A 17,900-nucleotide genomic window follows, 5' to 3' on the forward strand; every position below is an offset into this window, starting at 1 on the left:
GGATCAGGACATCGTCAGCAGCGCGCCGAGCGCGGCCGTTCCGGCGGTCGTGCCGGCGGCCACCACCTCGTCGTCGCGGTCCAGCGCGAGGTCGGCGGCCGGGGCCGGGATCACCCGGCCGTCCCGGACGACCGCGATCACGGACACTTCGGGGGGCAGCGGGTCGGGCAGCGGCAGCCCGTCGTACGGGGACCCGGCCGGCACCCGGACGCGGACCACGGCCATGCCGGGCACCTGCCGTTCCAGGTCGGCGACGTGCTCCCGGGTCACCTCGGCGCAGAGCAGGTCGGCGGCGGCGTGCGCCTCGTCGCGCTCCAGCACGACGGTGTGCAGCACCGCGTCGCCGTCGTCGGGGTGGTAGATCACCACCTCGCGGCGGCCGCTCAGGTGGGACACGACGCCGACCGTCTGGCCGTGGGCGGTGCCGAAGCGCTGCACCACGCCGAGGCCGGGCAGCACGCTGCGTTCCAGTTCCACGCCCCGACCTCCCGTCCGGCTCTGCGGTGTCCGGCTCCCAGGTTGCCCGGGCGGTTTGACGGGCCTCCCCCGGCTTCGTGACGGTCTCGTGACACCCGGCGATCCCCGGGCCGCGGCGCCGGTGGCCCGCGCCGCGCCGGCCGTGTGACAGTGGGGGCGTGACCGACTACGACGTGGTGGTCGTCGGCAGCGGGTTCGGCGGCAGCGTGGCCGCGCTGCGGCTGGCGGAGAAGGGCTACCGGGTGGGCGTGCTGGAGGCCGGCCGCCGGTTCACCCCCGCGACGATGCCGCGCACGTCGTGGGACCTGCGCACCTTCCTCTGGGCGCCGCGGCTGGGGCTGCGCGGGATGCAGCGGATCACCCTGCTGCGCGACGTGGTGGTGCTGTCGGCGGCGGGCGTCGGCGGCGGCTCGCTGGTGTACGCCAACACGCTCTACACCCCGCCGCCGGAGGTGTACGCGGACCCGCAGTGGGCGCACATCACCGACTGGGCGGCCGAGCTGGCGCCGCACTACGCGCAGGCGTCGCGGATGCTGGGCGTGGTCGAGCAGCCGTCGACGACGCCGGCGGACGCCGTGATGGCGCGGGTGGCGGCCGAGATGGGCGTGGGCCACACGTTCCGGCGTACCCCGGTGGGGGTGTTCTTCGGCGCCCCGGGCGTGCGGGTGCCCGACCCGTACTTCGGCGGGGCCGGCCCGGCGCGCACCGGGTGCCTGGAGTGCGGCGACTGCATGATCGGCTGCCGGTACGGGGCGAAGAACCGGCTCGACCTCAACTACCTGCACCTGGCCGAGGGGCTGGGCGCGGAGGTGCACCCGGACACGACGGTGACGGCGCTGCGGCCCGCGCCGGGCGGCTGGGCGGTGCACGCCGGCCCGCGGGTGTTCCGGTGCCGCGACGTGGTGCTGGCCGCCGGGGCGCTGGGCACCCAGCGGCTGCTGCACGCCATGCGGGACACCGGCGTGCTGCCCGGGCTGTCGGACCGGCTGGGGGCGCTGACCCGCACCAACTCCGAGGCGCTGCTCGGCGCCACCGCGCCGCGGGTGCCGGCGGCGCCGTTCTCGCGCGGGGTGGCGATCACGTCGTCGTTCCACCCGGAGCCGCACACCCACGTCGAACCCGTCCGGTACGGCCCCGGCAGCAACGCCATGGGCCTGCTGTCGACGCTGCTCGTGGACGGCGGCGGCGGGCGGGCCCGACGGCTGGCCCGGTTCGCCGGCCAGGCGCTGCGGCACCCGCGGCGGCTGCTGCGCACGCTGGACCGCCGGCGGTGGAGCGAGCGCACCGTCATCGCCCTGGTGATGCAGAGCGTCGACAACTCGCTGACGGTGCGGCGCACCCGGCGCGGGCGGCTGACGACCGGGCGCGGGCACGGCCCGCCGAACCCGGTGTGGCTGCCGGTCGGCCACGAGGTGGTGCGCCGGGTCGCCGCCCACCTCGGCGGGGTCGCCGGCGGCTCGATGTTCGACCTGGTCAACGTGCCGATGACCGCGCACGTGCTGGGCGGCGCGGTGATCGGCGACTCCCCCGCCACCGGCGTGGTCGACCCGTACCACCGGGTGTACGGGTACCCGGGCCTGCACGTCGCCGACGGCGCGGCGGTGCCCGCGAACCTGGGCGTGAACCCGGCGCTGACGATCACGGCGCTCGCCGAGCGGGCGTTCGCGCTGTGGCCGAACGCGGGCGAGGCCGACCCGCGCCCCACCACCGGCTACGTGCGGCTCGACCCGGTGCCGCCGCGTCGGCCCGCCGTCCCGCCGCACGCCCCGGCCGCGCTGCGGCTGCGGCCGCGCGACACTGTGCGGGACCCATCCCCCACCGGCACGGAGGCTCCCTGATGGATCTGCAGCTGCGCGACAAGGTCGCCGTGGTCACCGGCGGCAGCGCCGGCATCGGCCTGGCCGTGGCGGCCGGGCTGGCCGCCGAGGGCGTGCACGTGGCGATCTGCGGCCGCGACCCCGGCCGGCTGGCCGAGGCGGCCGACGGGCTGCGCGCCGCGCACGGCGTGCGGGTGCTGCCGGTCGAGGCGGACGTGGCCGCCGCCGACGGCACCGACCGGCTCGCCGCCGCCGTGGCCGCCGAGTTCGGCGGCGCCGACATCCTCGTCAACAACGCCGGCACCGGCAGCGAGGAGACCATCCTGGCCGCGCCGGACGAGCGCTGGCAGGCGTACTGGGACCTGCACGTCATGGCCGCGGTGCGGCTGGCGCGCACCCTCGCGCCGGGCATGCAGGCCCGCGGCGGCGGGGTGATCCTGCACAACGCGTCCATCTGCGCCACCCAGCCGCTGTACTACGAGCCGATCTACAACGTGACCAAGGCGGCGCTGGTGATGTTCTCCAAGTGCCTCGCCGCCGAGCTGATCGGCTCGAACATCCGGGTCAACGCCGTCAACCCTGGCCTGGTCATGACCGGCGACTGGGTGAAGACCGCCAAGGCGCTCACCGCGGGCACCGACCAGACCTGGGAGCAGTACCTGCAGAAGATCGCCGACGACAACGCGCCGATCGGGCGGTTCGCCACCCCCGAGGAGGTGGCCGACACGTTCGTCTTCCTCTGCTCGCCGCGGGCCGGCTACACGGTGGGCTCCACCGTCTACGTCGACGGCGGCTGGCTGCGCACCACCACCTAGCAGGGCTTTCAGCCGGCGTTAGGTGGGCTGAAAGAGGGCGGCCGCAGAGTTCCCGGCATGACCAACACCTCACTGCACAAGCTCACCGGCGCCGCACTGATCGGCTCCTTCGTCCTGTCCCTCGCCGGCGGCGTCGCCCACCCGATCGTCGACGGCCAGTCGCACTCCGTCGCCGCCCTGACCGCCCCCGCCTCGCCGTGGGCGCAGCTGCTCATCTACGCGGGCGCCCTGCTGCTCATGGTCGGCCTGCCCGGCATGTTCGTGTGGCTGCGGCCGCACGTCGGCCGCGTCGGCATGATCGGCATCGCGCTCTACTTCCTGGGCAACGCGCTCAGCGCGCAGAGCCACCTCGTCGTCGAGGCGTTCGTCGCCCCGGCCATCGCCGCCGACCCGGCCGCCCGGCACCTCATCGCCTCCGACGGCACCATCGTCGACTCGCCGGCGTTCCTCGCCCTCATGCTCGGCGGCGCCCTGGTCTTCCAGCTGGGCCTCGTGCTCACCGGCATCGGCCTGTTCCGCTCCGGCGTCGTGTCGCGCTGGGTCGGCGTCCTGGTCACCGGCGGGGCGCTGCTCACGCTCGTGCCGCTGCCCGAGATCCCCGTCGTCAGCGGCCTCATCATCGAGCTGCCCCGCGGGCTGGCCGTCGCGATCGTCGGCTACCTGATGATCCGCGCCGCGGGCGCCGTCCGGACCCCCGCCACCCGGGAGCTGGTGACCGCGTGACCGCCGCCGCCGGCACCACCGAACCCACCGGGCTGCTGCTCGCCCACCGGGCCATGCTGCGCGACCTCGACCGCCTCACCGGCCTGCTCGCCGGCACCACCCGGTTCGGCCGCAAACGGGGCGCTGCCGTCGCCGGCTACCTCGACGACCTGTGCACCTCCATCCACCACCACCACAGCGCCGAGGACGAGGTGCTGTGGCCGGTGCTGGAACGCTCCGCCGGCGCGCACGTCGACCTCACCGAGCTGACCGACGACCACGCCGTGCTCGACCCCAAGCTGCACCGGGTCCGCGCCGGGGCCGCCGCCCTGCGGGCGTCCGGCGTCGCGCCGGCCGCCCTGGCGGCCGACATGACGGACCTGCGCGACACCCTGCACGAGCACATCGCCGACGAGGAGCGCACGATCGTCCCGCTCATCCGCCGGTACGTGACGCCGCGGGACTGGGCGGCCGTCGAGGCGCGGATCCGGCGGCGCGGCGCCAAGATGACCTTCGAGGCGCCGCGGGTGCTGGCCGTCGCGTCCGCCGCCGAGCTGGCCGAGATCCGGCGCGACGGCGGCGCCGCCGTCACGGTCATGCTGGCCGTGCTGCCGCGGCTGTTCCGCCGCCGGGAACGCCTCGTCTTCGGGGCCTAGACCGGCGCCGCCAGGGCCGCCGCCACCTGTTCGCGCAGGTGCGCGGCGGCCGCGCGGCGTCGCGCCGCCTCCTCGGGGCGGCCCAGCGCCTCGGCGAGGGCGGCAAGCGCGTCGTCGACCGGGCCCGCGTACAGGGTGCCCGAGTCGAGCCCGGCGATCCGGCCCGCGTACGGCAGCAGCTCGTCGTACAGCAGCCGCGCCTCCGCCACGTCGCCCAGCCGGCCCGCCACGTGCGCGCGCAGCGCCGTGAACCCCAGCCAGTAGTAGTCGCGCACCCGGCGCCGGCGGGCCGCCCACACCCGGCGGGCGTCGTCCTCGCGGCCCTCGTCCAGCAGGGCCAGCGCGACCAGCTCCCCCATCCCGCCCGGGTACAGGCTCTCCACGTACTCCAGCTCGGGGCGCAGCGGGCTCAGGTCGCCCCGGTACACCGCCACGCCGATCCGGCCCACCATCGCCATCAGCCCGCCGTTGACGGCGCCGTGCTCGATCAGGCGGCGCGACACCTCCTCGTACCGGGCGGCCGCCGCGTCCAGCCGCCCCGCGAGCACCTCCAGCAGGGCCTGGAAGATCGCCACCGTGGCGAGCAGCGCCCCCAGCTGGCCGGTGCCGGCCCGGGCCACCGCGAGCGTCATCTCCGCCCGCGCCGCCGCCAGGTCCGTGCGCGACGCCGCCTCCAGGAACAGCAGCCAGTGCGCGACCGCCTCGTGGTCCACCTCGCCCGCCGCCGCGGCCACCGCCACCAGCTCGTCCTCCAGCGCCCGCCGCTCGTCGCGCAGGTCCGGGCCCAGCGCCGTGTACGCCCGGGCGTTCAGCGCCAGGCACAGCAGCCGCGGATCGTCCACGGTGCGCGCCAGCGCCAGCGCCTCCCCGGTGACGGCGATCGCCGCCGGCACGTCGTGGCCCTCGTGCTCGCGGAACAGCGCCAGCAGCAGCCGCACCCGCGTCGCGGCCGGCAGGTCCGGCTCGGCGAGGAATTCGGCGGCCGCCGCCAGCACACCGGCGTCCGGCTCCGGGTTGGCGCGGGTCGTCCACACCAGCGGGGCGTCCCACGCACACAGCACCCCCAGCCGGTCGCGCCCCTGCGCCGCCGCGACCGCCCGCACGTACGCCGCGCGCGCCCCCGCCGTGTCGCCCGAGCGGGCCAGCGCCGTCACCGCCGGGGTCAGCAGCGCCACCAGCGCCTCCTGCTGCTGCGCGGCCGGGCCGGCGCGCCGCTCGGCCAGCTCGTGCAGGCGCAGCGCCGACGCCCACCGGCGGGCCGCCTCGCCCCACGCGCCCACCGCCTGCGCCTCCCGGGCCGCCGCCACCGCGTACGGCACCGCCTCGTGCGCCGTCGCGGGCCCGGCCGCCGCCTCCGCGTGGTGCGCCAGCGTCGCCGCGTCCGCGGTGCCGGCCAGCACCCGCAGCGCCGCCGTGTGCAGCCGGGCGCGGCGCAGCAGCGGGGTGTCCTCGTACAGGGTGTCGCGCACCAGCGCGTGGGTGAACCGCACCCGGCCCGGGGCGGGCTCGTCCAGCAGCCCGGCCAGCACCGCCACCTCGAGGGCGTCCAGCAGGTCGTCCGGGTCGCGGCCGGCCACCTCGGCCAGCACGTCCACGTCGACGTCGCGGCCCAGCACCGCCGCCTGCCGCAGCGCCGTCGTCGCCGGGCCGGGCAGCCGCGCCACCCGCCGCCGCAGCGTCTCGCGCACCCCCGCCGGCACCACCGTGTGCGCCGCCCGCGGCCCCTCGGCCGTGATCAGCCGCGCCAGCTCCCGCACGAACAGCGGGTTGCCGCCGGTGCGCTCCGCCAGTGCCGCCAGCACCGCCGGGTCCGCGTCCGTCAGCCCCTGCTCCCGCGCCAGCACCCCGACCGCGACGGGGTCGAGCCCGCCGAGGACCAGGTGCGCGGCGGTCGCGCCGAGCAGCGCCCCCACCGCGGCCGCCAGCTCGTCGGGCGCCTCGTTGCCCCGGTACGTGGCCACCACCAGCAGCGGCCGCCCGGCCAGCTGCGCCAGCACCTGCCGCAGCAGCTGCAACGTCAGGTCGTCGCCCCGGTGCACGTCATCGAGCAGCACCACCACCGGCGCGGCGGCGTCGATCACCGCGGCCACGGCCCGCCCCAGCCGGAACGGGCTGGGCTCCCCCTCCGGCAACAGCCCGGCGAGCGCATCCTCGGAATCCGCGCCCGGCGCCCCCAGCGCCCGGACCACCTCCGACCACGCCCACCCCGGCGGCGCCCCGGCCACCTCGGGACACCGCCCGCGCGCCACCCGCCACCCCGCCCCGGCCAGCTCCCCGACGGCCGCCTCGGCCAGCGTGGTCTTCCCACCCCCGGCCTCCCCGACGACCCACACGACCCGCGCCCCGGCCCGCCTCGCCTCGTCGGCAGCGGCTTGGACGGCGGCGATCTCGGCGGCGCGGCCGAGCGCGGTGGCCCCCATCGACGGCCGCCCCGGCCCGCCGGCCGCGGTCCCGGTCGCCGTTGTTCCCGCCGCCGTTGTCCCGGCGCCTTCCCCGGTCCCGGCCGTCGTGGTCCCGCTCGGCGCGGGCCCGGCCGTCGTGGTCCCGGCCGTCGCGCGGTCCCGGCCGGTCGACTGCCCCGCCGGCCCCGGGGCCGGGCCGTCCAGGGTCGGCGCCTGGGCCAGCACGTCCGCCTCCAGGGCCCGCAGCGCCGGCCCCGGATCCACCCCCAGCTCCTCGGCCAGGTGCTCCCGCGCCCGCCGCAGCACCCCCAGCGCGTCGCCCTGCCGCCCGGTCCGGTACAGGGCGAGTGCCAGCAGCCGCACCGCCTCCTCGCGGCCGGGGTGGTCGTGCAGGTGCCGCTCCAGCTCCGGCACCGCCCCGGCGGCCCGGCCCAGGTCCAGCGCGGCGGCCGCCCGCGCCTCCACGGCGGTGAGCCGCAGCTCGGTCAGCCGGGCCGCCTCCGGCGCCGCCCACGCCGCGTCGGCGACCTCCGCGTACGCGCCGCCCCGCCAGCACCCGAGCGCCGCGGTCAGCGCCGCGTGCCGCTGCCCGGCGTCGCCGGCCTCGGCCGCGGAGCGCACCAGGTCCTCGAACCGCCGGGCGTCGAGCCCGGCGCCGACCCGCAGCGCGTACCCGGGCGCGGCGCTGACCAGCACGGTCGCGGGCGCGCGGCGGGCCCGGCCGGGCTCCAGGGCGCGCCGCAGGTGCGACACGTGCACCTGCAGCACGGCGAGCGCCTTGGCGGGCGCCTCCGCGGCGTCCCACAGGTCGTGCACGAGCCGGTCGGTGGAGACCACCTCGCCGCCGGCGACGGCGAGCCGCGCCAGCACGGCCCGCGGCCGGGGCCCGCCCAGGTCGGCCTCGCACCCCCCGACGGCCGCGACGACCGGTCCGAGCACCCCGACCGTGACGTCGCTCTGAGCCCCCTGCACGTCGCACACGGTACCGCCGGCGGATCTTCCTGACCCTCGCCCGCGCGGCCACGTCAGACTGACCGCTTCCGCCGAACCGGAAGGAGTCGCATGGAGGTCGCGGGCACGGTCGTCACCGGCGCGGGGATGTGCGGGCTGTGGTCCCCCGCCGCCTTCTCCGCCGTGGTGGACCTGGACACCTGGGAGGAGGCGCTGCTGGCCGACGATGACATTGCCGCACACGTCGCCGCCGGCGCGTTCGTGCCGCTCAACGTCGGCGCCGACGGCGCGTTCGGCGTCGTCGCGCGGGTGGGCACGGTGGACACCCCGGCCCGGTTGACCCCGCGCGAGGGGGTTCACCTGCTCGTCGAGTCCGAGCCGTACCTGTTCGTCTCGGCCGGGACGGCGATGCTGAGCGGCATCGAGCACGTCGCCGCGGACGCCCGCGAGGGGTTGCCGATGGCGGTGCCGCCGGGCCGGTGGCGGGTGACGGTGGCGCTGATCGAGTGGGACGCCGAGCCGGGCGCCCGCGACGGCTCGGGCGGGCCCGGCCCGGGCGCGCTGCCCGACTTCGTGGTGCTCGCCCACCCGGACACCGGCGCCGGGCCGTACCGCAGGTCGATCCTGACGTTCGATCAGCCGCGGGCCGCGTAGCGGCGCGCCGCGCCGTCAGGCCGGCAGGGCCGCCGCGACGACCCCCGCCAGGTCCGCCGGGTCCCAGGCGCCGGTCACGCCGGGGCGGCCGAGGAGGTAGGTGGTGATCTGGGTGGCGTCCCAGTGGTGCGACTCGTGCAGGCCGCGGGCCAGCATGCCGAGGTACGCGGGGGCGGGGCGGGCAGGCTCGCCGTCGGCGCGGCCGAAGCCGGCGGTGAACGTCAGCATCGGGTGGCCGGAGCGGGCGCCCGCGTACACCAGGGTCTCGTAGCGGCCCGGGCCCAGGGTGAGCCGGCCGGTGCGGACGACCTCGCCGAGGTCGGCGAGGTCGGCGCCGGGCGGGCGGTACATCTCCTGGGCGACCAGGTCGGCGAACTGGCCGGCGGTGAGCAGGTACGCGCGGGCGGCGGCCGCGCCCGGCAGCAACGGGTCGTAGAGGGCGTAGCCGCCGGTCCAGGCGGCGGACTCGCCGGTGAACCAGATGCCGCCGGGCAGCATCACCGGGGCGGTGGCGCGGGGGTCGGCGGGGTCGCGGCAGCCGGGGTACGTGCGCAGGCCGCCCGGCGGGGTGCCGCCGCGCAGGTAGTGGCGCAGCCGGTCGGCGTGCATGTTCGAGCCGTACGCCGCGTACCAGACCAGGGTCATAGGCTGGCCCGGTGAGCGACCGGCCCGCGTTCGTGCTGCACGAGCACCGCACGCCGCGGCACCACTTCGACCTGCGGCTGGCCGAGGGCGGGGTGCTGCGCTCGTGGGCGCTGCCGCGGGGGCTGCCGACGGATCCGCGCGGCAACCGGCTGGCGGTGGCGGTGCCCGATCACGACTACGCGCACCTGACGTACACCGACGCGGACAAGGACATCGCCGACACCGGGTGGTGGGAGGAGCACGACCGCACGGAGCGCCGGATGCTGTTCACGCTGCACGGGCGGGCGGGCAGCCGCCGGTACGCGCTGATCCGCACCGGCCGGGACTGGCTGCTGCACCTCACGAAGGAGCAACCAGCACCTTGACGTGCGCGCCGCTTTCGGCGTCGGCGAACGCGGCCGCCGCGTCGGTGATCGGGTGCACGGCGGTGACGACCCGGTCGACGGGCACGGCGCCGGCGGTGAGCAGCCGGGTGGCCTCGGCGAAGTCGGCGGGCAGGTAGGTGGCGCTGCCCTGCAGGCGCAGCTGGGCGTCCTGGACGAGGTGCAGCGGCACGGTGACGTCGCCGGGCGGGACGCCGACCACGACGATCGTCGCGCCCTTGGCGCCGATGCCGGCGGCCTGCCGGATGGTGGACTCCTCGGCGACGCAGTCGAACACCACGTCGGCGCTCTCCCCCAGCGCGGCCCGGACCTGCTCGACGGCGTCGGCGGCGCGCGCGTCCACCACGGCGTCCGCGCCGAACTCCAGCGCTCGCGTCCGGCGGGCCTCGGACCGGGCGGTGACGACGACCCGCCGGGCGCCGCCGGCCTTCGCGACGAGCAGGGTGAGCAGCCCGATCGTGCCCGCGCCCAGGATCGCGACGGCCCGGCCCTCGACGCCGCCCGCCAACCCGGCCGCGTGCACCGGTGTGGCCAGGGGTTCGATGAGGGCGGCGGCCCGGTCGTCGAGCTCGTCGGGCACGGCGTGCAGGCGGCGGATGTCCAGCGTGAACGCGTCGGCGAGGCCGCCCTGCGGGTGGCCGCAGCCGAAAAAGCCGAGGTTCTCGCAGATGTTCTCCCGGCCGGCGAGGCACTGCTTGCAGTTCCAGCACGGCAGGTAGGGCTCGAGCGTGACCCGCTGGCCGGGCGCGAACGACTCGACGCCCTCGCCGACCGCCTCGACGACGCCGACGACCTCGTGGCCGGGGTGGAACGGCAGCGCCACGAACGGGTGCCGGCCGTGCAGGGCGTGCACGTCGGAGCCGCAGACGCCGGCCAGGGTGGTGCGGATCAGCGCCTCGCCGGGCCCAGGGTGCGGGGTCTCCGCCTCGACGACGGTGACTCCGGACGCGGTGACGACGACGCGGCGCATGGGGTCAACCTGTCAGGCCGCCGGGCCGGTTGTCACGAGCGCGCCTTGGCGGTGCTCTTGCGGTTGGCCTTCTTGATGGCGTCCACCAGCTCAGCCTTGGTCATCTTCGACCGGCCGCGGATGTCGAGCCGCTTGGCGAGGTCCTGCAGGTGGGTCTTCGAGGCGTTCGCGTCGACGCCCTCGGCGGTCGGCGCCTTCGTCGACCGGCCACCCGCCGCCTTGGCGTCGCTGGGGCCCTTCTTCGCCTTCGGCTCCCAGTGGTCGCCGACCTTCTCGAACGAGTGCTTGACCGCGGAGAACGCGGTGCGGTGCGCCCGCTCGCCCTCGCCGTACTGCTCGACGGCGGAGTCGTGCGTCTCGGCCCAGGTGTCCTGCGCCTTCTTCGGCGACCGCTTCAGGGTGCTCGGCATGTCCTTGCGTGCAGGCATGCGGTTCTCCGTTCCCGGCCCCGGCCGGGTCAAACCCCGCTCGGGTACGTCTCGGGCGCCAGCGCGTCCACGCCGTGGGTGTGCAGCGGGCGCACCGCCCGGCTGCGGTCGAACCACAGGAACGCGTCGTAGCGCTCGCCCAGCACGGTCGGCACGTAGTTGGCGTGCGCGTCGCGCTCCGGCCGGTAGACCACCCCGATGGCCCGGTGCCCCAGCTCGTCGGTGAGCAGCGCGGGCCGCCCGGTGCGCGGGAACACGTACAGGGCCTGCGGCGGCGCGGCGGCGTGCAGCACGTCCTCCAGCGAGCCGGGGCGCGCCGGCGGCACCGGCATCACCCGCATCGGCTCGCCCCAGCCGGACCCGGCGACGACGGCGCCGGCGTGGCTGCCGAACCCGACGAGCAGCACCGCGCCGGGACCCCAGCGCTCGCGCGCCAGCCGGCCCAGGTTGACCTCGCCGTGCCGGGCCATGTCGGTGGCGGCGGAGTCCCCGACGTGGGTGTTGTGCGCCCAGACGACGGCCTTCGCGCCCGGGCCGTAGTGGGTGAGCAGGCGGTCGAGGGTGTCGTCCATGTGCCGGTCGCGCACGTTCCACGACTCCGGCCTGCCGCGCACCATCGCCCGGTAGTACCGCTCGGCGCCTGCCACCACCTCGGCGTTCTGCCACGGCGTCAGGCCGGTGCCGCGCAGCCGGGCCAGCAGCGTGACCACCTCGTCCTCGCAGGTCTGCGGGACCAGCCGGGTGGCCCACGCGTACTCCTGCGGGTCCTCGCCGTACGGCTCGAAGCACCGGTACGCGGCCAGCGCCGCCGGAACCTGGTCCGGGTCGTGCTCGCGCAGGTGGACGAGGATCTCGCGCAGCGAGTCCCACAGCGAGTACACGTCGAGGCCGTGGAAGCCGACCGGCGCCGCGGCGGCGGCGTTGTGCGCGCGCAGCCACCGGCAGAAGTCGGCGACCTCCTCGTTCGCCCACATCCAGGTGGGCCAGCGGATGAACTCCCGCAGCGCCTCCCGCGGGTCGCCGCCGCCGGGGCGCACGGCGCGGTCGACGCGGGCGCAGTCCGGCCAGTCGCCCTCGACGGCCACGAACGAGAAGCCCAGCTCCTCGACGAGGCGCCGGGTGATCGCCGCGCGCCACGCGTAGAACTCGTGGGTGCCGTGGCTGGCCTCGCCGAGCAGCACCACGCGGGCGTCGCGGGCCCGGTCGAGCAGCACGTCGAGGTCGTCCGGGCCGGTCAGGGGTGCCGCCAGGGCGGCGGCCTCGTCGCCGTACATGTCCTCCGCATACCCACCCCGGGCGGGTCACACCTGTCAGCCGGCGCGGCGCAGCGACCCCTCCGCGACGGTGACCAGCCCAGCCGGGGAGTGCAGTCCGTCGAGGTAGGACCACTCGCCCCGGTCGGCGAAGTCGAGGACGTCCTCCAGCGCCCGCACGCACTGGTGGTACGCGATCCGCTCCGGGTCGGCGGCGACCGGGCCGTACCCGTCGCCGAACGCCTCCTGCGCCGCCGCCGTCACCGGCGCGAACCCCAGCACCCCGCCGGTGAAGAACATCAGGTCGCGTTCGGCGGGCGCCAGCATCGCGTCGTCGAAGTCGAGCAGCCACACCCCGTCGTCGCCGTCCAGCAGCACGTTGCCGACGTGCGGGTCGGCGTGGCACACCACGTCGCGCCGGGGCCGGTCGCGCAGCCGCGCGGCCAGGGCGTCGGCCCCGCGCAGCAGCCCCAGCATCCGCTCCGGCGCGGGCAGCCGGCCGGCGACCCGCTCGTACACCGCCCACCACGCCGCGTGGTCGTGCTCCTCACGGGGCAGTCCCGGCACGGGCGGCGCCGCGTGCACCGCCCGCAGCACCCGCCCCAGCGACCGCCAGTGCGCCGCCGTCATCGGACCGTCCACGGCGCGCGCCCCGGCCAGCCACGGCACCACCGACAGCCGGCGCCCGTCGCGGTCGCTCCACGCCCGCCCGTCACCCGCCGCGAGCGGTCCCGCGATCCCGGGTACGCAGTGCGCGGCCAGGTGCGCCGCCACCACCAGCCCGGCCGCGGTGCCGCCGCCGCTGAGCTTCACCGCGTACGCGTCCCCGCCGGCCGTCACCCCGCGCCACAGGCGGGCCCGGTGGTCGGAGCCCAGCCGCACCTCCTCGGCCGCGACCAGGTCCACACCGAAGTCCGCCCGCACCCACTGGCCGATCACGATCCCGCCCTGTTTCGATTCCCGTCGGCGTTTCTGCGCCCGCCCGGACGCTGATCCCGCACAATCCTCGGATGGCGCTCTGGATCCTCCAATGCAACCCGAAGACCTGGCGCATCCGCGACTTCTTCGCCGACGGCCACACCACCACCGTCTGGCCGGTCCGGCGGCACCGCCAGGACATCGCCGCCGGTGACGAGTTCGCCGTCTGGGTGAGCGGCCCGGGCGGCGGCGCGGTCGCGCGCGGCACCGTCCTCGGCCCCCCGACGGACGCCCCGCTCCCGCCGGACCACCTGAAGTACGCCACCGAGCCGCCCCGCCCCGACGAGCCGGCCCTGTCGGTGCCCGTCCGCTTCGACCACGTCTTCATCGACGAGCCGGTCGGCCGCGCGGCGCTGAAGGCGGACCCGCGCTTCGCCCAGGCCGCGATCATGCGCGCCCCCATGGGCGGCAACCCGTTCCCGCTCGACGAGGCCGCGTGGGCGGCCCTGACGGAACGCACCCCCGCCACCGCCGGGAACGGCACCGCCGCGGCGGCCGCGGCCGTCAGCGAGGCGCTGGCCGCCGCCCCGGTCCAGCCGGCGAAGAAGACGACGGGCCGCAAGACGGCCCCCGCCAAGGCGGCGACGCCGGAGGCGGCGGTCGCGGAGGCGACGGCGGCCACGCCGGCCGCACCCGTGGCACCGGCCGCGAAGGACGCGAAGAAGGCACCCGCGAAGCGGACCCCCGCGGCGAAGAAGACGGCCGCCACGGCCGCGGCGGACCAGGCCGCTCCCCCGGCCGACGGCGCCGAGTCCGCGACCGCGGCGGCGGCCGCCCCGGCGGCGGCGAAGGCGACGCGGGCCCGGAAGGCCCCGGCGAAGAAGGCGACCCCCACCCCGGACCCGGTCGCAGCCCCCGCAGCCCACGCAGCCCCCGCAGCCCCCGCGACCACCTCGGCCGCGGCATCCGCGGCCACCTCGGCCGCGACCCCTGCGGCCTCCTCGGTGGAGACCCTCACCGGGTTCCCCGCCGAGACCTCTGCCAAGGCCCCCACCGGCACCGCCACGGGGACCATCGGTTCCACCACCGACTCGACCACCGGGCCGGCCACCGGGTCACCTGCCGGGTCCGCCGTGGGATCCGCCGCCGAGACCTCGACCGGATTCCCGGCCGAGACGACCCCCGAGCCCACCACCGGGTTGATCACCGAGACCCCCGCCGGGTCGGTCGCCGAGACCCCCGCCGGGTCGGTCGCCGAGACTCCCACCGGCTCGGTCGCCGAGACCCCCGCCGGGTCGGTCGCCGACACTCCCACCGGGTTCCCGGCCGAGACCTCGGCCCCGGCCGAGACCTCCACCGTGGCCCGCACGGCCACGAGCCCGGCGGATGTCGCGGCCGGTATCCCCGCCGAGATCCCGGGCCCGGCCGAGACCCGGGCCGCCGCGCCGCGGGCCGAGGCGGAGACCACCGCGGAGATCGCCGCCGACCTGCCCACGCCGGCTCCGGCCGAGGCCGCAGCGACGGCCGCGGAGACGGCCGCGGGGCCCGCCACGGGCCTGACGGTCCGCGACGCGGCGCCCGAGGGCGCGCCTGCCGGGAGTGGCGCGGAGGAGATCGCCGCCGCCGTCGAGGAGCGGCCCGTCGGTGAGGCGCCGGCCGAGGGAACCATGCCGGAGAAGAAGCCGGGGCTGGGCGGTCGGATCCGGGCGGCGTGGCGGAAGGTCGTGCGGAGCAACCGGTAGGCGGTCAGCTGATCGGGGCCGGGTCGCGCGGGGCGTTCGTGTCCGGTGTGGTGCGGGGCGGGAACGCCGTGCGCGCGGCCAGGACCAGCGCGGCCGCGGTCAGCGTGACTGCGGCGCCGATCAGCGGGAGGGCGTCGAGGTGGCCGGCGCGGAAGAGGCGTTCGCCGAGGAGGGCGCCGCCGCCGATGCCGATCTGGAAGGCGACGACGTAGACGGCGGAGGCGGCGTCGCGGGCGTGCGGGGCGACGCGCAGGATGGCGGCCTGCAGCACGACCGGTGACGCCGTGAACGCGGCGCCCCACAGCAGCACCGCGGGCACGGTGCCGACGGGGCCGGGGAACGCCGCGATGGTGGCGAGGGCGGCGGTCATGGCGACGGCCAGGGCGGTGAGCAGCCGGCCGGGGCTGCGGTCGACGTGGCGGCCGACGAGCCAGTTGCCGAGCAGGCCGGCGGCGCCGTAGCCGAGCAGCAGGGCGCTGAGGGCGACGCCGGTGGGGCCGCCGTCGCGGCGGGCCAGCGGGGCGATGTAGGTGTAGGCGACGAACTGGCCGACGACGAGCAGCACGGTGACGGCGCAGACGGCGGCGACGGGCCGGGCGCGCAGTACGGTCACCGCGCCGCGCAGCAGGGCGCCGAGGCGGGCGTCGCGGTCGTGGGGCAGGGCGGGCAGCGGGGGCAGCAGCCGCCAGATGGCGACGAGGCTGAGCGCGCCGGCGAGGGCGAACGCGCCGACGGCGACGCGCCAGCCGAGGGCCTGGCCGAGGGCGGTGCCGAGCGGGACGCCGAGGACGATGGCGGCGGAGTTGCCGAGGAACACCAGTGCGGTGGCGTGCCCGGCCCGGCCGGGTGGCACGAGCCGGGCGGCGACGGGCGCGATGGTGGACCAGAAGACGCCGTGGACGAGCGCGCAGACGAGCCGGGCGGCGGCGAGGGTGGCGAGGCTGGGCGCGAGGGCGGCGGCGGCCTGGGACGCGACGAAGACGGCGACAGTGAGCGCGAGGAGCCGGTGCCGCGGGATGCGCATGGTCAGCGCGGTGAGCGGGATGGCGCTGACGCCGGCGACGACGGCGTAGCTGGTGAGCAGCAGGCCGACGTCGGACTCGGCGGCGCCGAGGCCGGCGGCGATGTCCGGCAGCAGCCCGACCGGCAGGGTCTCGGCGGCGACGAAGGCGAAGGCCGAGGCGGCGAGCGCGGCGAGGGCCGCGCGCGGGGGCCGGTCGGGCGTGCGCGTCATGCGCCCGACGATAGGGCGTCGGTCAGCCGGCGACCTGGCGGCTGGTGAGCCGGGCGGCGACGGGCGCCTCGGCGCCGCGCGGCCGCAGCCGGCCCTTGGCGTCGACGATCGCGCGCTTGGCGGGGGCCAGCCGGTAGGAGGCGGCGTGCCAGGCGTACCGGGCGCGGTCACGCGGGCCGGGGACGGGGGTGCCGGACAGCTCGTACCCGAACTGGACGAGACGGTGCCCGAACGCGGCCTCGCACATGCGGATCTCGTCGGGGGTGAGCCGGGTGCGCCAGCTCTGCACCCGCTCGGTGGTGACCTCGCCGTGCGTGAGCTTGTGCCAGACCTTGTACTCGGGGACGGCGACGCGGGCCTGCTCGCCGGGGCGGGCCATGGCGGGGTCGTAGTCCTCGTCGAGGAAGTCGCACATCGCCCGCAGCGCGGGTTCGGGGTCGCGGACGAGGTCCTCGTAGCGGACCTGGTGGTAGGTGGCCGGGTCGAGGCGGCGGGCGGCGCGGCGGGTCTCGTCGGCGGCGCGGGCCCAGAAGTCGACGAGTTCGCCGAAGCCGCGCTGGCGCCAGGGCACCTCCTTGAGGGAGGCGACGCAGTCGCGGCCGTCGCGCACGATGTTGATGATCTGCGCGTCGGGGAACAGCTTCTGGATGACGTCGAGGTGCCGCAGGTACGCGGGCCGCTTGTCGCCCCACCGCGGCTTGCCGAACTTCGCGGCGTACGCGCGCAGGACGGCCCCGAGGGCGGAGCCGAGGGTGGGCGGCGCGGCGACGACCTCCTCGACGACGTGGCCGGGGTCGAGGCCGAGGTCGCCGAAGGCGCGCTCGGCGACGATCCAGTCACCCAGCTTGCGGCGGTTGCCGGCGACGGTGAGGTCGCCGAAGTCGTGCCGGCGGGTGTAGGCGGGCAGCACGAAGCGGTTCTCGGGCGGCAGCGCGATGCGCGGGTGGGCGTGCAGCATCAGCTGGAGCATCGTGGTGCCGGAGCGCGGGCAGCCGACGACGAAGATCGGGCGGTCACTGGGCACGGGGCACCTCCGGAGGAACGAACGACCGGCACCATAGCGAATTAATATGGCAAAACGGGCATCTCGGGTGTCGTGTCGCGGTTCGATACGGTGTCCCGGTGATCCACACAGGCCAGGCCGAGCTCGACGGCGTCGCCAACCAGGGCTGGCTGCTGGGCCACTTCATGCCGCCCGGCACGCCGCTGCACAGCACCGCCGTCGAGGTGAAGTGGGGCGTGCACCCCGCCGGGCAGCGCCGCGCGGCGTGGGCGACCGCCGAGACCCGCACGGCGCTGCTCGTGCTGATCAGCGGCCGCTTCCACATGGAGATGCGCGACCGCACCGTGGTGCTGACCCGGCCCGGCGACTACCTCGTCTGGGGTCCCGGCGAGGACCACAGCTGGCACGCGCCCGCCGACGCGGTCGTGCTGACCGTGCGCTGGCCGTCCCTGCCGGGCTGGCGCCTCCCACCCCCACCGACCCAGGAGGACGCATGAGCGCCGCCCGGTTCAAGGACCTCTGCCTGGACGCCGCCGACCACCAGGCCCTCGCCGACTGGTGGTGCGCCGCGCTGGGCTACGTCCGGCACGAGGGCGAGGCCCCGGGCGACCCGTCCGGGCCGGTGCCGATCGTGGACCCGGCGGGGCGCGGGCCGATGATCTGGCTCAACCCGGTGCCGGAGCCCAAGACGGTCAAGAACCGCCTGCACTTCGACGTGGACGGCGACACCGGCGCGCTGCTCGCCGCCGGCGCCACCCTCGTGCGGGCGCGGGGCGGCGACATCAGCTGGGACGTCCTCGCCGACCCCGAGGGCAACGAGTTCTGCTGCTTCGCCCCCGAGGACGACTGA

The 17,900-nt window shown here is 77.1% G+C and carries 18 protein-coding genes; 9 read left to right on the forward strand and 9 right to left on the reverse strand.

Annotation, left to right across the window (positions count from 1 at the left end):
* Nucleotides 1-3 precede the first annotated feature (3 nt).
* Nucleotides 4-477, reverse strand: a complete 474-nt coding sequence (locus Sya03_RS24055) for a cation:proton antiporter regulatory subunit (RefSeq protein WP_203940667.1) — start codon at nt 475-477, stop codon at nt 4-6.
* A 158-nt stretch (nt 478-635) separates the two neighbouring features.
* Here Sya03_RS24055 and Sya03_RS24060 point away from each other — a divergent pair, with 158 nt between their 5' ends.
* From Sya03_RS24060 to Sya03_RS24075, 4 genes are read left to right on the forward strand one after another with little or no spacing between them, the layout of a single operon-like run.
* Entirely contained in the window at nt 636-2,315 is a 1,680-nt protein-coding gene (locus Sya03_RS24060; RefSeq protein WP_203940668.1) for an FAD-dependent oxidoreductase, read from the forward strand.
* Nucleotides 2,315-3,109, forward strand: a complete 795-nt coding sequence (locus Sya03_RS24065) for an SDR family NAD(P)-dependent oxidoreductase (protein ID WP_203940669.1) — start codon at nt 2,315-2,317, stop codon at nt 3,107-3,109. The genes Sya03_RS24060 and Sya03_RS24065 overlap by 1 nt, the downstream gene beginning before the upstream one ends.
* Nucleotides 3,110-3,166: 57 nt before the next feature.
* On the forward strand, nt 3,167-3,832 hold the full coding sequence (locus Sya03_RS24070; RefSeq protein ID WP_203940670.1) for a hypothetical protein: 666 nt from the start codon (nt 3,167-3,169) through the stop codon (nt 3,830-3,832).
* The gene (locus Sya03_RS24075) at nt 3,829-4,467 is read left to right on the forward strand and encodes a hemerythrin domain-containing protein (RefSeq protein ID WP_203940671.1); all 639 of its coding nucleotides are present in this window, start codon (nt 3,829-3,831) and stop codon (nt 4,465-4,467) included. The genes Sya03_RS24070 and Sya03_RS24075 overlap by 4 nt, the downstream gene beginning before the upstream one ends.
* On the opposite strand, the gene Sya03_RS31655 is transcribed toward Sya03_RS24075, so the two are convergent.
* Nucleotides 4,464-7,841: an ATP-binding protein gene (locus Sya03_RS31655; protein ID WP_203940672.1), complete on the reverse strand. Its 3,378-nt coding sequence runs from the start codon at nt 7,839-7,841 to the stop codon at nt 4,464-4,466. The two genes, Sya03_RS24075 and Sya03_RS31655, sit on opposite strands and share 4 nt — an antisense overlap.
* A gap of 90 nt (nt 7,842-7,931) precedes the next feature.
* On the opposite strand from Sya03_RS31655, the gene Sya03_RS24085 reads away from it, so the two are divergent.
* Nucleotides 7,932-8,474: a hypothetical protein gene (locus tag Sya03_RS24085; RefSeq protein WP_203940673.1), complete on the forward strand. Its 543-nt coding sequence runs from the start codon at nt 7,932-7,934 to the stop codon at nt 8,472-8,474.
* Nucleotides 8,475-8,489: 15 nt separating this feature from the next.
* On the opposite strand, the gene Sya03_RS24090 is transcribed toward Sya03_RS24085, so the two are convergent.
* Nucleotides 8,490-9,119: a histone deacetylase gene (locus tag Sya03_RS24090; protein ID WP_203940674.1), complete on the reverse strand. Its 630-nt coding sequence runs from the start codon at nt 9,117-9,119 to the stop codon at nt 8,490-8,492.
* 11 nt (nt 9,120-9,130) lie between these two features.
* Between Sya03_RS24090 and Sya03_RS24095 the strand changes: the two genes are divergently transcribed.
* Entirely contained in the window at nt 9,131-9,484 is a 354-nt protein-coding gene (locus Sya03_RS24095; RefSeq protein ID WP_203940675.1) for a DNA polymerase ligase N-terminal domain-containing protein, read from the forward strand.
* On the opposite strand, the gene Sya03_RS24100 is transcribed toward Sya03_RS24095, so the two are convergent.
* From Sya03_RS24100 to Sya03_RS24115, 4 genes are read right to left on the reverse strand one after another with little or no spacing between them, the layout of a single operon-like run.
* Nucleotides 9,459-10,472: a zinc-dependent alcohol dehydrogenase gene (locus tag Sya03_RS24100; protein ID WP_203940676.1), complete on the reverse strand. Its 1,014-nt coding sequence runs from the start codon at nt 10,470-10,472 to the stop codon at nt 9,459-9,461. The two genes, Sya03_RS24095 and Sya03_RS24100, sit on opposite strands and share 26 nt — an antisense overlap.
* Before the next feature lie 32 nt (nt 10,473-10,504).
* Complete coding sequence (locus Sya03_RS24105; protein WP_203940677.1) at nt 10,505-10,900, reverse strand: ChaB family protein; 396 nt, start codon at nt 10,898-10,900, stop codon at nt 10,505-10,507.
* 29 nt (nt 10,901-10,929) lie between these two features.
* The gene (locus tag Sya03_RS24110) at nt 10,930-12,174 is read right to left on the reverse strand and encodes an erythromycin esterase family protein (RefSeq protein WP_203940678.1); all 1,245 of its coding nucleotides are present in this window, start codon (nt 12,172-12,174) and stop codon (nt 10,930-10,932) included.
* Between the two features lie 36 nt (nt 12,175-12,210).
* Entirely contained in the window at nt 12,211-13,092 is an 882-nt protein-coding gene (locus tag Sya03_RS24115) for a phosphotransferase enzyme family protein (RefSeq protein WP_203940679.1), read from the reverse strand.
* A 71-nt stretch (nt 13,093-13,163) separates the two neighbouring features.
* Here Sya03_RS24115 and Sya03_RS24120 point away from each other — a divergent pair, with 71 nt between their 5' ends.
* Nucleotides 13,164-14,813 (forward strand): EVE domain-containing protein, encoded by a 1,650-nt coding sequence (locus tag Sya03_RS24120; RefSeq protein WP_203940680.1) that lies wholly within the window; start codon nt 13,164-13,166, stop codon nt 14,811-14,813.
* 4 nt (nt 14,814-14,817) lie between these two features.
* Here Sya03_RS24120 and Sya03_RS24125 read toward each other — a convergent pair whose 3' ends face one another.
* Entirely contained in the window at nt 14,818-16,047 is a 1,230-nt protein-coding gene (locus Sya03_RS24125; RefSeq protein WP_203940681.1) for an MFS transporter, read from the reverse strand.
* A gap of 22 nt (nt 16,048-16,069) precedes the next feature.
* Complete coding sequence (locus Sya03_RS24130) at nt 16,070-17,071, reverse strand: sulfotransferase family protein (protein WP_203940682.1); 1,002 nt, start codon at nt 17,069-17,071, stop codon at nt 16,070-16,072.
* A 98-nt stretch (nt 17,072-17,169) separates the two neighbouring features.
* Between Sya03_RS24130 and Sya03_RS24135 the strand changes: the two genes are divergently transcribed.
* Both Sya03_RS24135 and Sya03_RS24140 read left to right on the forward strand, forming a co-directional pair.
* Nucleotides 17,170-17,547 carry a cupin domain-containing protein gene (locus tag Sya03_RS24135; protein WP_203940683.1) on the forward strand — a complete coding sequence of 126 codons (378 nt, stop codon included), beginning with the start codon at nt 17,170-17,172 and terminating at the stop codon, nt 17,545-17,547.
* Nucleotides 17,544-17,900: a VOC family protein gene (locus Sya03_RS24140; RefSeq protein ID WP_203940684.1), complete on the forward strand. Its 357-nt coding sequence runs from the start codon at nt 17,544-17,546 to the stop codon at nt 17,898-17,900. Before Sya03_RS24135 ends, Sya03_RS24140 begins: the two co-directional genes overlap by 4 nt.

This window comes from Spirilliplanes yamanashiensis, from assembly GCF_016863475.1.
Taxonomy (GTDB): domain Bacteria; phylum Actinomycetota; class Actinomycetes; order Mycobacteriales; family Micromonosporaceae; genus Spirilliplanes; species Spirilliplanes yamanashiensis.

Excerpts from the sequence above, each read along its gene's own strand:
- Sya03_RS24065 (WP_203940669.1), top strand. The coding sequence starts at position 2,315 with ATGGATCTGCAGCTGCGCGACAAGGTCGCCGTGGTCACCGGCGGCAGC.
- Sya03_RS24070 (WP_203940670.1), top strand. The coding sequence starts at position 3,167 with ATGACCAACACCTCACTGCACAAGCTCACCGGCGCCGCACTGATCGGC.
- Sya03_RS24085 (WP_203940673.1), top strand. The coding sequence starts at position 7,932 with ATGGAGGTCGCGGGCACGGTCGTCACCGGCGCGGGGATGTGCGGGCTG.
- Sya03_RS24090 (WP_203940674.1), bottom strand. The coding sequence starts at position 9,119 with ATGACCCTGGTCTGGTACGCGGCGTACGGCTCGAACATGCACGCCGAC.
- Sya03_RS24100 (WP_203940676.1), bottom strand. The coding sequence starts at position 10,472 with ATGCGCCGCGTCGTCGTCACCGCGTCCGGAGTCACCGTCGTCGAGGCG.
- Sya03_RS24105 (WP_203940677.1), bottom strand. The coding sequence starts at position 10,900 with ATGCCTGCACGCAAGGACATGCCGAGCACCCTGAAGCGGTCGCCGAAG.
- Sya03_RS24110 (WP_203940678.1), bottom strand. The coding sequence starts at position 12,174 with ATGTACGGCGACGAGGCCGCCGCCCTGGCGGCACCCCTGACCGGCCCG.
- Sya03_RS24120 (WP_203940680.1), top strand. The coding sequence starts at position 13,164 with ATGGCGCTCTGGATCCTCCAATGCAACCCGAAGACCTGGCGCATCCGC.
- Sya03_RS24125 (WP_203940681.1), bottom strand. The coding sequence starts at position 16,047 with ATGACGCGCACGCCCGACCGGCCCCCGCGCGCGGCCCTCGCCGCGCTC.
- Sya03_RS24140 (WP_203940684.1), top strand. The coding sequence starts at position 17,544 with ATGAGCGCCGCCCGGTTCAAGGACCTCTGCCTGGACGCCGCCGACCAC.